The 14525-nt window shown below is 45.8% G+C and carries 12 protein-coding genes; 11 read left to right on the top strand and 1 reads right to left on the bottom strand.

Annotated features, from left to right (window positions below; genetic code table 11):
* Positions 1-579 precede the first annotated feature (579 nt).
* Positions 580-1041: an Lrp/AsnC family transcriptional regulator gene (locus tag AB4114_RS19095; RefSeq protein ID WP_171638062.1), complete on the bottom strand. Its 462-nt coding sequence runs from the start codon at positions 1039-1041 to the stop codon at positions 580-582.
* A 271-nt stretch (positions 1042-1312) separates the two neighbouring features.
* On the opposite strand from AB4114_RS19095, the gene AB4114_RS19090 reads away from it, so the two are divergent.
* The 11 genes from AB4114_RS19090 (at position 1313) to AB4114_RS19040 (ending at position 14516) form a co-directional block, all read left to right on the top strand.
* Positions 1313-2698 (top strand): amidohydrolase family protein, encoded by a 1386-nt coding sequence (locus tag AB4114_RS19090; protein ID WP_441989898.1) that lies wholly within the window; start codon positions 1313-1315, stop codon positions 2696-2698.
* Positions 2699-2723: 25 nt separating this feature from the next.
* Positions 2724-3719: an aromatic ring-hydroxylating dioxygenase subunit alpha gene (locus tag AB4114_RS19085; protein ID WP_441989897.1), complete on the top strand. Its 996-nt coding sequence runs from the start codon at positions 2724-2726 to the stop codon at positions 3717-3719.
* A gap of 211 nt (positions 3720-3930) precedes the next feature.
* Entirely contained in the window at positions 3931-5016 is a 1086-nt protein-coding gene (locus AB4114_RS19080) for an ABC transporter substrate-binding protein (protein WP_441989896.1), read from the top strand.
* A gap of 24 nt (positions 5017-5040) precedes the next feature.
* Positions 5041-6420 carry an amidohydrolase family protein gene (locus tag AB4114_RS19075; protein WP_441989895.1) on the top strand — a complete coding sequence of 460 codons (1380 nt, stop codon included), beginning with the start codon at positions 5041-5043 and terminating at the stop codon, positions 6418-6420.
* Positions 6421-6429: 9 nt separating this feature from the next.
* Positions 6430-7149 (top strand): NAD(P)H-dependent oxidoreductase, encoded by a 720-nt coding sequence (locus AB4114_RS19070; RefSeq protein ID WP_441989894.1) that lies wholly within the window; start codon positions 6430-6432, stop codon positions 7147-7149.
* Between the two features lie 105 nt (positions 7150-7254).
* Positions 7255-8067 (top strand): creatininase family protein, encoded by an 813-nt coding sequence (locus tag AB4114_RS19065; RefSeq protein ID WP_441989893.1) that lies wholly within the window; start codon positions 7255-7257, stop codon positions 8065-8067.
* 38 nt (positions 8068-8105) lie between these two features.
* Entirely contained in the window at positions 8106-8909 is an 804-nt protein-coding gene (locus AB4114_RS19060; protein WP_441989892.1) for an ABC transporter ATP-binding protein, read from the top strand.
* A gap of 20 nt (positions 8910-8929) precedes the next feature.
* Positions 8930-10273: an FAD-binding oxidoreductase gene (locus AB4114_RS19055; protein ID WP_441989891.1), complete on the top strand. Its 1344-nt coding sequence runs from the start codon at positions 8930-8932 to the stop codon at positions 10271-10273.
* A gap of 99 nt (positions 10274-10372) precedes the next feature.
* Entirely contained in the window at positions 10373-11188 is an 816-nt protein-coding gene (locus tag AB4114_RS19050) for an ABC transporter permease (RefSeq protein ID WP_441989904.1), read from the top strand.
* A gap of 39 nt (positions 11189-11227) precedes the next feature.
* Positions 11228-12469, top strand: coding sequence for an amidohydrolase family protein (locus tag AB4114_RS19045; protein WP_441989903.1), 1242 nt, complete (start codon positions 11228-11230; stop codon positions 12467-12469).
* Between the two features lie 139 nt (positions 12470-12608).
* Positions 12609-14516, top strand: a complete 1908-nt coding sequence (locus AB4114_RS19040) for an ATP-binding protein (protein WP_441989890.1) — start codon at positions 12609-12611, stop codon at positions 14514-14516.
* Positions 14517-14525: the final 9 nt, after the last annotated feature.

Genomic DNA, 14525 nt, shown 5'->3' with positions numbered 1-14525 from the left:
AGTCCAAGCCGATATCATGAGGCCTGGAAGGCAAATAAATTAGGGGTAGTGGAGATTACCCTTTAAAAAAGGTTGAATACGAAAAATGAGAAACTGCGAGAAAGCAAGTATTCAGCAGATAGACTCCATAATTAAGGGGCCGAACCGGAATCGAGCGAATTAGATGTACTTTTTCCATTTATTCGCCAAATCAAACTCAAAACTGACGAAATAGCTGGAGTTTTTCCAGTTAATTGGGTCTGAGGGGTCTGAGGGGGGTGAGAAATTTGAGAGGTTTGAGAGGTTTGAGACGTCTTAGAGGTCTGAGAGGGCTAAATAATACTACTTAACACCCAAGCCTGCCACATCTCTCATACTCAGCAGCAATATTCTCAAGCCTTCACCTCACCAACTCCCTTATTCCCACTCCCATCAACAGTACCTTCAGCCACAAGCGCCGATTGAGTAGCCAATCTTTCCTCCTCGACGAACCCTCAATGGTCAACTATTATCCTCGATCGACAATACTTTACGGATTGCCCAATAGCCACGCCACATCAACGCTAGTTCTCAGCGGTGTGCCGCAGTCCCTCCCACGATTCAAAGCTCTAAACCGGTCCCTTGTTTGAATCTTTTGATCACCATTTGTGTATTCACGCGTACAACGCCATTCAGCTTGTAGATGTTCTTATAGAGGAATTCCTCCAGCGCAGCATCATCCTTCAATAAGGCATGCATATGTAAGGAACTGGTTCCCGTCATTTGGTAGATCGACACCACATTCGGGTCCGCCGAAAGTGTGTTTCCAACTTCCTCTGCGTAGCGCGGCTCCACTTCCACTTCGAAGAAAGCACTAACTACCTTCCCTAGCTTCGTTGCATTCAAGCGAATCGTAAAATTCTCGATAATTTCATTATCAATAAGGTTTTCAACACGCTTTTGAATCGCGACTCGCGATAGATTCAAAATCTCACCGATTTTCGCATAGGACATTCTGCTGTTCTCGTGCAGCAACTTAATAATTTCTTGATCGACAGGATCGAGATCGTGCAAATCTAACATGAACATCACTCCACTTCATGATCTTAAAATATATACAATTGCTCAGTTTTCCTTGCGTTTTCCGAAATTTTCAACTAAATGCACCTATAAAATAACTATTGTTAACATAATATCACATAAAAAATGGATAAACGTAATTATTTATCTATTATACATTTACATATGGTGTTGACGATTTTCGAAAGTGTACATATAATCATGTTAATTAATATAACATAAATAATATTACCCAATAAACAATGTTACTTAATGTGACACAAGGAGCTGCTGCATGACCAAAAAACTCATCTACAACGGAACCGTCCTGACGATGAATGCCACGGACCAAATGTTCAAGCCAGGCTATGTGTACATGGAACACGATGTCATCTGTGAAGTTGGCGAATGGAAGTCAGATGGCAGCTTAGATCATCTTCTCACAGAGGCCTCTTACCGTTACAACGCAGAGGGGAAAGTGGTTATTCCTGGCATTGTGAATGGCCACACGCATCTGTTTCAAACATTCATGCGAGGCATATCCGATCACTCCCCATTAGCCCAGTGGCTGAAAGAGATCATTTGGCCGATGAGTCTTGCGATGGAACCGGAGGATTTCTATTTAGCCGCATTGATCGGGTGTATTGAGAATCTGAAATCAGGCGCTACCTATATGATGGATCATCATTACATCCACACATATCCAGAGAATGATGCCAGTGTGCTGAGGGCGATGGTGGATTCGGGGATTCGTGGACATTTGGCACGAGGAGGCTCCGACCTTGCAGGGGAAGTACGTTTGCGAGAGACAGGTGAACAGATTTTCAACGCCACAGATCAATTGCTTGATCAGTGGGAAGGTGCAGGAAATGGCCGCATCCGAATCGCACTAGGACCACTCAATTTATACGGTTGCTCCCGGGAATATCTCGAACAAGCAGCCGTGTTCAGTCGAGATCGCAAGCTCATTTCTCATGTACATGTCGCAGAAACGAGTGAACAAATCGACACGACAATGGCGCGATACGGCCTTAGAAATTTGGAACTGTTAAATGAAGTTGGCTTACTCGGCGATCAAACACAGGTTGTTCATGGTGTTTGGCTGGACGACGGAGAGCTCGACCTCATCAAAGAAAAGCAAGCATCCGTCATCCATTGTCCCGTTTCCAATATGTACCTAGCCTCCGGTGTTGCTCGGGTACCTGAGATGCTACGGATGGGCATCAATGTTGCCCTAGGAACAGATGGCCCTGGCAGCAACAACTGCCAAGATAATCTCGAAGTGCTGAAGTTTACTGCGTGCTTGCACAAGGTGAATGAGTTGGATGCCACATTGCTGCCCCCGATGGATGTGCTGAGAATGGCAACAGTGAATGGGGCAAAGGCAGTAGGCCGAAGCCAAGATCTAGGCAGCCTCGAACCAGGTAAGAAAGCAGATCTAGTGACAGTTGATATGATGAAAGCCCATATAAGTCCCGTGCATCGCGCTTCTTCAGCACTTGTCTATAATGCGAACGGCAACGACGTCGATTTGGTAATGGTAGGCGGGCAAGTCGTTGTGGAACATGGGAAGAGCACATGGATTGATGAGCAGGAAATTTTAAAAAGAGCACAAGCCAGAGTTGACGTACTTAGGAGCAAGTTAGCGGGGCAGTATCCTATTTTCGCAAATCAAATATAGGTTCAATAAGAGGAGGATGAATTCTATGGCATTACAACGTCTACATGATCCCGTTCTTGAAAAGGATTGGCATGCGGTCTACCTTGCATCTGAGCTGAAAGATCAGCCAGTTGGTGTCATCATTTTAGGAGAAAGAGTAGCCCTCTACCGCTCTAGCCGAGGCGTTCACGCCATGCAAGATCTTTGCGTCCATCGTGGGGCTATGTTATCAAAAKGGTGGGTCAAGGATGATGTGCTGGTCTGTCCGTATCATGGTTGGCAGTACGACTCCTCAGGACAGTGTGTCTGTATTCCTGCACAACCCAAAGGAGAGAAAATTCCGCTTCGCGCGAAAGCCGTGACGTACGCCTGTGAAGAGAAATATGGCTTCATTTGGGTATGTATTGGTGAACCTGCAGCCCCGATCCCGCATTTTGAAGAGTTTGCGAATCTCGAGTATCACCCACTTCCGTGCGGGCCTTATAAGGTTGCTGCAGCAGGGACGCGAGTCATTGAAAATTTCACAGACTTCGCTCACTTAATGTTCGTTCATCAAGATTTACTGGGTCACCCAGACTATGCTGAGCTTCCTGATTTCCAGGTTGTGAAGGAAGAGAATCGCATCTATATCGAAAATATTCCGATTTTCCAGCCTGTTGCACATTCGGGTTCGGATAAAAGTGAGGGTACTACTTATGTCTATAGGAAGGAAGTGTATCGGCCATTGTCAGCTAGGCTATCGAAGGCGGATCCAAGTAATGGTCAAACGTTATGGATTATGCTCACCGTACTGCCTGTAGCTGCTGAAGAATGTGTTGTCTTCATGATGGTTTCACGTAACTATGCCTACGACGTGGATGACGCGAATTTCATTAAATTCCAAGACATCGTGTTTGAGCAGGATGCTAGAGTCATTGAGACCCAGAAACCTGAGTTGCTGCCTCTAGATCTGCAAGTCGAGTTGAATCATAAGGTTGATCGTTTCTCAATTGCATATCGTCGTTGGCTAAGAGAATTAGGTGTGGTGGTCGGGACAGTTTAGCTCTAGGACATAATGTTCGGTTTTAAGTGGTATTATTCACTTTACAATAATATTAAAGTTGTAAAAGTAATAAAAAGCCGTACTTTTATTGTGTGAAAATACAAAACGTCAGTCTATTCGTTGACGGAGACAAGCCGTGAAACGTATATTTGACTCAAGGTTAAACAAGATTTGTAGACATAGAAAACCAAATATGGAGGGGAAGTTAACTATGAAACGATTTCAACGTACTCTTGCACTTGCAACGAAACGCCCTGCTGCTGTATCCCTAAGTTTAGTGATGATTTCTAGTTTGTTAGCCGCATGTGGAAGTTCAAGTACTCCCGTTTCCTCGTCAGCGCCAACAGCAGCACCAACTACGGCGGCTGCTGCTTCTCCTGCAGCATCAGCGTCACCAGCCGCCAAACCGATTGTTCCAGCAACGGTGGTGTTGAACTGGTTCGCGGAGCCTGAGCACGGTGGGAATTTCGCAGCATTGTCGAAAGGCTATTACAAGGATGCAGGTTTCGATATGACAGTGATGCCAGGTGGTCCTTCTGTATCCGCTACACAGATTGTAGCTTCTGGTAAAGCACAATTCGGGATGGCGAACGGTGATGATATTTTGGTAGCCAGACAAGAAGGTATACCAGTAGTGGCGATTGCAACCTCGATGCAAAAGAGTCCGCAAGCCCTGTTTTATCATAAAGATTCCGGTGTAAAAGATTTCGGTGATTTAAATACTCATAAAGTGTACGTAGCATCCACAGCGAGCTTCTGGCAATTTATCAAAAACAAATACAAATTAACAAATGCACAAGAAATGAAATATACAGGTCAATTAGTGAACTTTGTGAGTGACAAAACGGCGCTAACGCAAGGTTATGTGACCTCAGAGCCATTCACGATGGATCAACAAAAGGTTGAATACGGTACGCTGCTTGTTGCCGATTCTGGTTATAAAATTTACGCAGGCGTGTACTTCACGACAGAGAAGATGATCGCAGAGCATCCAGATCAAGTCAAAGCCTTCGTTGAAGCGACGGTGAAGGGTTGGGATTACTACAAAGATCATTCCGATGAGATCAATCCAAGCATTCAAACGAAGAACCCGGACATGGGCCTCGACATGATGAAATACAGCGCAGCGAAGGAAATGGACTTTGTTTTCGGTGGCGATGCAGCGACCAAAGGCACAGGCATTATGACCAAAGAGAGATGGGAAGAAGTGCAGAAGCAATTAGTTGAAGTAGGCGTACTGAAGACTGCTGAGAATATTGATAAAGTGTTCACGACACAATTCTTGCCTAAAAAATAAACAAAACTTCGGGAGGTGACGGCATTGGCTTCTAACAACAACATCGATCTATGTAACGTCAGATTGCCATTATTAAATGAAGGGGAATTATATCGTCTCTCGATTCGCGATGGGAATTGGACACATATTCGCATACAAGAAGCAGATGCCGCTGCACCCATTTCAACCTCGCTCGAGTCATGGAATCCTGAACAACATGTAGAAACGTCCAGCATGATAACGCTAGATCTTGAAGGTAAAATCTTGCTTCCAGGCTTTGTGGATTCGCATATGCATCTCGACAAAGCGTTTTCCTTAACCACCGTGGAGAATATCAGCGGTACGTTGGAAGAGGCGGTTCGCAATTACTCGGCCGCATCGCCAACGTTCTCGAAAGACGAGATCAAAGCCAGAATGATGCGATCGGCACTGCAGGCTCTATCATTTGGGACTACGCATATTCGCACGCATCTGGATTTTAATCTTCGATTTTCACGAGACATCGCATTACGCACAATCGAAGCCGCATTGGAAGCCAAAGAGGCATTAGCACCTTACATGACGTTGCAGCTTTTCCCGATGTGTCCCTACAATTTCATGTCGCTGGATAATGAAGCCATTGAGGAAGCCTTACGAATGGGTGTGGATGGTATCGGTGGTGCACCGCATTTATCGTTAACACCGAAGGAAGACATTGATTTTATTTTCAAAATGGCAGAGAAATACGATGTTCCGATCGACCTCCATTGTGATGAGACAGATAATCCGCAGATGCGAACTGTTGAATATGTAGCAGAGCGCACGAAAGAAACAGGCTACGAGGGCAGAGTGACCGTAGATCACTTGTGTGCATTAGCCTCGATGACCGATGAAGATGCAGGCGGCATCATTGACAAGATGGCAGAGGCCAAGCTAAAGGCAGTTTCCTTGCCTGCTGTTAACCTGTATTTGCAAGGCAGACATGATTCATTTCCTGTGAGAAGAGGTGTCACTCGCTTAAAGCAAATTCATGAGAGAGGCATTCCAATCGCAGTTGCATCGGACAATATTCATGATCCTTTCCACCCTTTCGGGCGAGGGGATTTACTTCAAATAGCACTGATCTCTTCCTATGCTGCGCATATGGGCAGACCCGCAGATCTACGCACATTGCTGCGGATGATCACGGAAGCTCCCGCAAAGGTTCTTGGACTTTCTGCCTATGGGATTACAGAAGGTTATCCAGCCAATTTCGTCATTGTAGATGGCAGTTCAACCGAAGAAATCTTTACCATGCTCCCTGAGCGCAGATGGGTGTACAGCCAAGGACGCTTCGTCAGATCCCCTGGCACGAAAGCTGCGTGGACCAACAATACCTTAACTCAATTCTGGCAAAAGGCAAGTGAAGCTGTATCGTTCCAAAAGCCCGAATTCGCGAAAGGGTGAACCGTCAAGATGGCTAATCTGTTGGTCATTTATTACAGTGCCTTTGGCCACGTGTATCAGATGGCGCAAGCCGTTGCAGATGGTGCCAGCCAATCAGGTGCGCATCCTGTACGAATTGTGCGTATACCCGAAATGGCTGCAGATGTGAATCGTGTGATCACACCTGATAAAGACAGACGCCCTGCGATGCAGGAGAAGACATCAAGCGCCTCTGCGTTATCTAAGCAATTTCGTCTAACGGATCGTTATCAGAAGTACGAAGCTACGCTAGCGCTGCAAAAAGAAATCCCAATCGCGACAAATGATGATTTGCGTTGGGCTGATGGCATCCTTTGGGGTTTCCCGACGTATTACGGCTCGATGCCGGCGCAAGTTAAATTGTTCCTTGAGATGGCTGGTGAGCTTTGCATCGAGGGTGCCCTTGAAGGCAAGCCGACCGGCATATTTAACAGTACAGCGTCCATCCATACGGGACATGAAGCAGCGATATTAACCGCGATGGTCCCCTTATTTCATTTTGGTATGATTTTCGTGGGATTGCCTTATTCGGAAAATCCGGAGTACTTAACGGCTGATGCAATCGGCTGCTCGCCTTATGGGGCTTCCACTTTAGCTGGGCCGGATAGTTCACTTTCGCCAGATCCTAGAGAGCTGCTGATGGCAGCGCGATTAGGTGAGCGAGTGGCGGACATTGCGGCTGCCATCAAGCTGTTTCAAAAGAAAGTATAAGGCATTCCTGCAACATTTAAAATTGGAAAGCAGAAAGAACCCCTCTTTCAAGAGCTTGGTTCTTTTTTAGCAAATAGATGACCCATCTAACAGGAGGTACTCAGCATGACATTCAATCGTTATCAAGGGAAAGCCTGGGATCAGTGCTTCTTCCCAAGCCTTAGTAAACTTCAAGTGGCTGGGATTCCCAAAGAAAATGCGTTAATCGTGCTGCCAGTCGGAGCTGTTGAGCAGCACGGTCCACATATGCCGGTGTTTACTGACACGTTAATCTCGGAAGTATTATTGACAGAAGCTTTCGAGCAGCTTCCTGATGAAGCGAACATATGGTTGCTGCCAGCCATCCCCTACGGGAAGAGCACAGAGCATCTAGGTCATGCAGGAACCATCACCTTATCGGCAACAACGTTAATGGCTGTTGTGATGGATATTGCCAAAAGCCTGCGGCGAAGCGGTTTTCAGAAGCTCGTTCTCGTTAACTCGCATGGCGGGAATACCGATCTGTTGAACATGATGGGCAGAGAAATTCGCATCGAAACGGGTTTAGCTGTGTTTCGCTTAGATCCAGGCGGGCTCGGCGGTGCTGATGAATGGATAACACCGTTGGAGAAGCAGGCGGGCATTCATGCCGGTGATATGGAAACATCCATCGTCATGGCGGCAATGCCGCATTGGGTGAACATGGATGTAGCGCCAACGGAGTACCCGAATTACCCGGAGTCCCGTTATTTGGCACTTCGGAATCGCGCCTTCGCTTGGGTGATGGATGATCTCTCTCATACTGGCGTATCCGGAGATGCCACGGCAGCAACAATAGCCAAAGGTGTGGCTATGACGGAAAAGTATGGGACTTATATCGCAGAGGCGCTGCTGGCATTCCAAGACTTCGATATGCAATCTCTCAAAATTAGCAAGTAGATTGGATAAACCATAAACACGTATAGGGGATGACAACCATGTCGAAAAATTCTTCTCTGATGGATACAGCTAGCCGACAAACCGCAGGTTCTACTTTCGTGAGTATGACGAATCTCTCCAAGACCTACCCGAACGGAACGATTGCCTTGCAGGATGTTAACCTGACTATTCAAGAAGGTGAATTCTTATGCTTTGTAGGTCCATCGGGGTGCGGGAAATCGACGATATTCAAAATCATTACAGGCTTATCCAAACCAAGCAAAGGCTCGTTGGATGTCTTTGGAACGACTCCGAAGGAAGCACGCAAGCAAAGTGACATCGCTTTTGTGTTTCAAGACCATACGCTCTTACCGTGGTCCACGGTTGAAGCGAATGTAAAGCTTCCGCTGGAATTACGCGGAGTGAACAAGAAGACCCAACAACAAGAAGCGGAGCGAGTGCTTGAACTTGTTGGGTTGAAGGATTACATGAAAGTGCTGCCTAGGCAGCTTTCAGGTGGTATGAAAATGCGCGTATCCATCGCGCGTGCGCTAATTTCGAGGCCGAAGCTGCTGCTGATGGATGAACCGTTCGGTGCGTTGGACGAAATTACACGTCAAACCTTGCAAATGGAGCTGCTCAATATTTGGCAGCAGGATAAATCGATGACCGTGCTGTTCGTGACACATAATGTGTTCGAATCGGTGTTCCTATCAACAAGTGTCGTTGTTATGACACCTCGACCTGGTAAAATCTCAGCACGTATTGATATTCCAGTTCCTTTTCCAAGGGATGAAACGTATCGAACTACAACACAATTCAGCGATTTAGTGCGCATTGTGAATGACGCTTTGGACCATTAAGACGAGAGGGTGAAGACAGTATGTCCACAGAAGCGGAAGTTACCTGGGTTCATCAGATCGAAGAGCAGTTAGGGAAAGAAATCGTATCCATCGATCAAGAAACAAGAGATAAGCTTTCCAAGGATTATTATTGGTACTCTCCTGTACTTAATCGTAGGCTGGAGGGGATCGCATCGGCTGATGTCGTCGTGCTGCCCCGTAATGAAGACGAAGTGTCCAAGGCTTTGGCTTTTGGCTATCGCCATGGCATTCCTGTGACGGTACGCGGTGCTGGGACTGGCAATTACGGTCAGGCCGTTCCCTTACAGAAAGGGATCGTCCTAGATCTAAGCCGCATGGATGAAATCCTGGAGATTGGACTTGGCTTTGCCCGCCTTCAATGCGGTGTTCGTCTAGGTGTTATGGATAAGAAAGCACGTGAAGTTGGGCAAGAAATTCGCATATACCCTAGTACGTATGTAAAAGCGACGGTTGGAGGCTTCGTGAGCGGTGGTTCAGGTGGAATTGGTTCAATCACACATGGCAATCTATGGGATGGCAACGTCCATGAGGCCGTGATCTATACGATGGAAGCAACACCACAGCGCCTCGTTGTTACAGGTCCCGAACTGTTTAACTATATCCATAATTACGGGACTACGGGCATTTTGACGGAGGTTACCATTCCACTTTCTCCGCGGACTGAGTGGACACAAGCCATTGCGCAATTCCCTACTTTTGAGCAGGCGATGCAGTTTGGTGAGGCTCTCGCCCGCGAAGAAGCGATTCCCAAACGTCTCATTGCACCGATGGAATGGCCGATTCCTTCCTATTTTGTACCCTTTAGCAAAGTAATTATGCCAGAAATGGCTGCTGTTATGTTGGAGTTTGCGGAAGAAACACTGCGCTTAGTAGATGTGCTTGCGAAGCAATTTGGAGGACATATTGGTCATGTGATCGAGGCCGAAAACTACCGTAAAACGATAGGTGTATCCGACTTTACATGGAACCATACGACTTTGTGGGCGATGAAGACAGACGCATCGATGACGTATCTGCAAGCAGGATTTAAAGTGGATAGCTACTTAGAACAAATAATGCAAATCAAATCGAAGTACAGAGACGAAGTCTATCTGCATGTCGAATGGGTGCGCAGTGGCGGAGCGGTGACGCCTACAGCCCTCCCTGTTGTAAGGTTTACAACGGAAGAACGCTTATATGAAATCATCGACTTTTTCGAATCTATTGGTGTCAAAATATTTGATCCCCATACCTGGGTGCTCGACCAAGGTGGTCGAGGCGAAGTGGGCAGTATGGAACGCAAGAAACGGGAGAATGATCCGAAGGGGCTTCTCAATCCTGGCAAAATCATTTGTAAGTCATAAAGAAGGGGGATATGTGCAATGGCTGTCGATTCGAAGTACCTACAAATACTACCTGATGAAATATTTCCCGCTCGTGAACGTGCAGCTTGGATGAGTCGCATGGAGGAGGGCGTGTCATTTAGTCGCCGTTTGTTGATGCTGCTCAAACAGCTGCTGCCGCCTTTCGTTGCGTTCGTAGTCTTTATTGGCGGATGGGAGCTGATCGCAGCCTTGACGCATGCGCCAGTCTACCTCGTTCCTAAACCTTCGGATATTGTGAAAGCCGCCATCGAGAATAGGAGCGGTCTTTGGGTATCCGTGCGAACGACAACTTTCGAAGCTGTTCTTGGATTTATTCTCAGTATTATCCTAGGCATAGCGGGTGCAATTCTGCTTGCCAGCTCGAAATGGATTGAGAAAAGCGTGTATCCTTACGCTATCATCCTACAAACGATTCCAATTGTTGCGATCGCACCTTTGATCGTGATCTGGTTCGATGCAGGCATGAATGCGATCGTGATCATTACGTTCCTAATCGGGTTCTTCCCGATGCTGTCCAATACCTTAATCGGACTCAATTCGACAGATCAAAATATGAGTAATTTATTCTATTTGTATAATGCCAATGGCTTTCAAACGATGTGGAAACTTCGTATTCCAGCCGCGCTTCCTTATATTGTAGCGGGTTTGAAAATTTCTTGTACCTTGTCTGTTGTCGGTGCCATTGTGGGTGAATACATTGCCGGAATTGGCGGGGGGCAAGGCGGATTAGGCTATGCCATCACGTATGCGGCTGCGCGATTAAAGACGCCATACTTGTTCGCATGCGGGCTATCCGCTTCTGCGCTTGGGATTGTTTTCTTCCTATTGGTGAATGCCTTTGCCAAATGGCTCCTAAGCTCCTGGCACGAGTCTGAAATGAAGCGTGATAATTAATCGCGCAGCTCTAGATATGAGGTGATTAACTTGCTTGATATGGTCTATCGTCAAGTGCGTTTACTCGGTGATCACGAGCTCCAAGGACCTATAGATATCGGTGTGGCCAACGGTAAAATTGTCGCGATGGGTGAAGTTGCCGATCACGGCGAGCGAGAGGTTGATGGGACGGGGCACTTGCTGCTGCCGCCTTTCGTGGAGTCGCACATTCATCTAGATACTGTTTTAACTGCGGGGGAGCCTGCTTGGAATGAGAGTGGTACACTGTTCGAAGGGATTGATCTTTGGCAGAAACGAAAGCGGACACTCACGTATGAGGACGTCATGGTGCGCGCAGAGAAGGTGCTTCGGATGCAAATCGCATCGGGAGTCCTTCATGTACGATCGATGGTGGATATATCAGATCCAAGTCTAACTGCATTAAGAGCAATACTAGCACTTCGTGAGCGTGTGAAGCCTTATATGGATGTGCAGGTTATCGCCTTTCCGCAGGAGGGGATTCGTGCCTGTCCAGATAATGAACGACGGCTCGAGATAGCCTTGGAGCTTGGTGCCGACGGCATAAGTGCAGTCCCTCATCTGGAGCCTACGCGATCAGAAGGAGAAGCATCCTTGGAAATCTGCTTCCGGATTGCGGAAAAGCATGGATGCTTCGTTCATGTATTCTGTGATGAAATGGATGATCCACATTCCACATTCATAGAAAATGTTGCTCATTTAGCCCTTCGTTCAGGCTTAAGAGAACGAGTAACTGCCGCACATGTGAATGCGACAGCCTACTATAGCGAAGCTTACTTTCAGAAAATATTAGGCCTCGTGGCTAGATCAGGCATTCATATCGTATGCTGCCCGCTGATCAATAGCGCGATGCAAGGGCGATTCGATAGCAATCCTAAAGGTCGTGGTATTGCTCGCATCAAGGAGATGTGGCAAGCCGGTATCAATGTAAGCATTGCTCATGATGATATTCGGACGCCATTCTATCCTTTAGGAACGGGAAATATGCTGCAAGCGGCTCATATGGCTGCACATCTTGCTCATATGACGGGGTGCGAAGAACTAGCTGAGCTCGTTCGGATGATTACCCTGCGAGCCGCCCGGACGTTACAGATTAAGGATTACGGTATTGGATTAGGTCTACCTGCTAGTTTCATTATGCTTCCTGGCGAGACGGCAATGGATCTTATTCGCGGGCAGTCTCCGTGCCGTAATGTCGTTAGCCAGGGTCAACTCATTACCGAAACATTACCAGCCAAAACGTTTTGGTTCACTGATAATTAAGAAGCGCTCGCCTGTTGGAATGAGGCGAGCGTTTCATTTTGTTTGTAGAATGTTTACTTTGTTAAGAAGGAAAGCACATAACCCCGTCGAATTCATTTAATGTAAATTACTTACAGTCATTTGGGGRGAAGGTGAATGCATGCAACAATGGCTTCAAAAACATCATTTGCGGTGGAAAATAGGGTTAATTATCATATTTGGCTTATTATTTATGGCAAATCATGGTTTCGCGGAGCAGCCCAATGGTGTGAAAACGATTCCAAACTGGGAGATGAAGTGGGGGGGGCCCGATGATAAGATTCAAGATATCATAACTTCGTCAGATAAAGATCAATGGATGACGATCAAGAGCGGAGCGGAAATGCCGGACAAACCAAAAGATGTTTCTACTGCTTGGGTTCGTATCCATTTGCCAGATCAGCTTCCGAAGGACTACGGCATATATATTGACGGTATATATGCACAACAGGTATCGGTTTACATAGGTGATAGATTACTTAATCAGGTGACATTTGACTTTCTTTACGATGAGCAGCGGAGCTTGCTGCCTATAAGCACAGAGGACGGAGGGGGAAGTGTCTATTTAAAACTTCAGACTAGCATGGACCGATTGGGCATACATTCCGATATCCGATTGGATCATTATACTTCCCTGACACATACAATCATATTTCGCGATTTGCAGAATATCATTCTCGGGTTTGCTTTTCTATTCATTTCTGTCATTATGCTAATTTGTTCCTTCTTTCTCAAACAGAAACAACGTGCAAGCTGGATTTCACTTAGTCTCATCATTCTTACATTAGGTACGATCTTTCTTACCTACTCGCCTTTTCTTTATGCAAATTTCACACCTTTCGGTGCTTTAATCTTGAACACTTTTGATGTTTCTTTAGCCGTATTATTAGCCTCACTTACTTATTTTTTTGAGAAAATATTCGATAATGGCAAATTTAAATGGATCCGTATTTTTCGGAAATTTCAGATAGGGTATTCAGCTTTCTGCCTTATTTTTATGGTATTTAATCAGCTAAATCACTATAAATTCATAGGAATATATATCTTTTTCTCACTCACCCTGTTAAGTGTGATTATGATTTTCCAATTTATATTAATTATTGGTTTGTCCATCGTTTATGTCATTCGAGGCAACAGAGAGGCTGTCATTTTCTCTTCGGGCTTCGCTATATTTGCCTTAATGGGGATATTCGATCTCATACTTTACTACACGAATAATCAAAAGTATCAGTTCTTCCTATGGAAATTTGGTGTGGTTGGATTTATTATCGCTCTCATTGTGATCTTGGGCAGACGTTTCGCAATCAATCAGGAGCAGATGTCGAATTATTCAAAGGAACTGGAATTTTATAATCATCAGCTGCAGCTTTCCGAGAAAATGGAGATGATTAGCTCCTTAGCGGCTTCGGTCGCCCATGAAGTTAGAAATCCATTACAGGTTACCAGAGGGTTTCTACAGCTAGTTGCCGCTAGAACCGATGATAAGAACAAGGAATATATGACGATTGCCATCGAAGAATTAGATCGGGCTTCGGTCATTATTACAGACTTTTTGACATTTGCGAAGCCGCAGCTCGACGAATTAGTAGAATTGAATGTGAGCAAAGAAATTAGTCAGATTGAAGGTATTATTGTCCCCTTAGCAACGCTGAATGGCGGGAGAATAATAGTCAATGTTCCTCCTGATTTACACATTTGCGGGAATTCATCAAAGCTTAAGCAAATCTTGATCAACATTATCAAGAATAGTATCGAGGCTTTCCAAGTCGATGGGCAAATTCATATATGGGCTTACGAAAAAGATGAAGAGGTTTTCATACATATTAAGGATAATGGTGAGGGAATTGAGCCAATACAACTAAGGAAATTAGGTGAGCCTTACTATTCCACGAAGACGAAGGGAACGGGACTAGGCTTAATGGTGACGTTTCGGTTGATCGAGATTATGAAGGGGCATATCGAGTTTAAAAGCCAAAGATTCTTAGGTACAGAAGTGATTATACGTTTCCCCAATATGACGGTAAATTAAGAAAAGGTG

Origin of the sequence: Paenibacillus sp. 2RAB27 (assembly GCF_052115445.1) — a bacterium.
In the GTDB taxonomy this organism is placed as follows: Bacteria; Bacillota; Bacilli; order Paenibacillales; family NBRC-103111; genus Paenibacillus_E.
The sequence above is the reverse complement of the archived record's forward strand: the minus strand, read 5'-3'. Positions and strand labels throughout refer to the sequence as shown.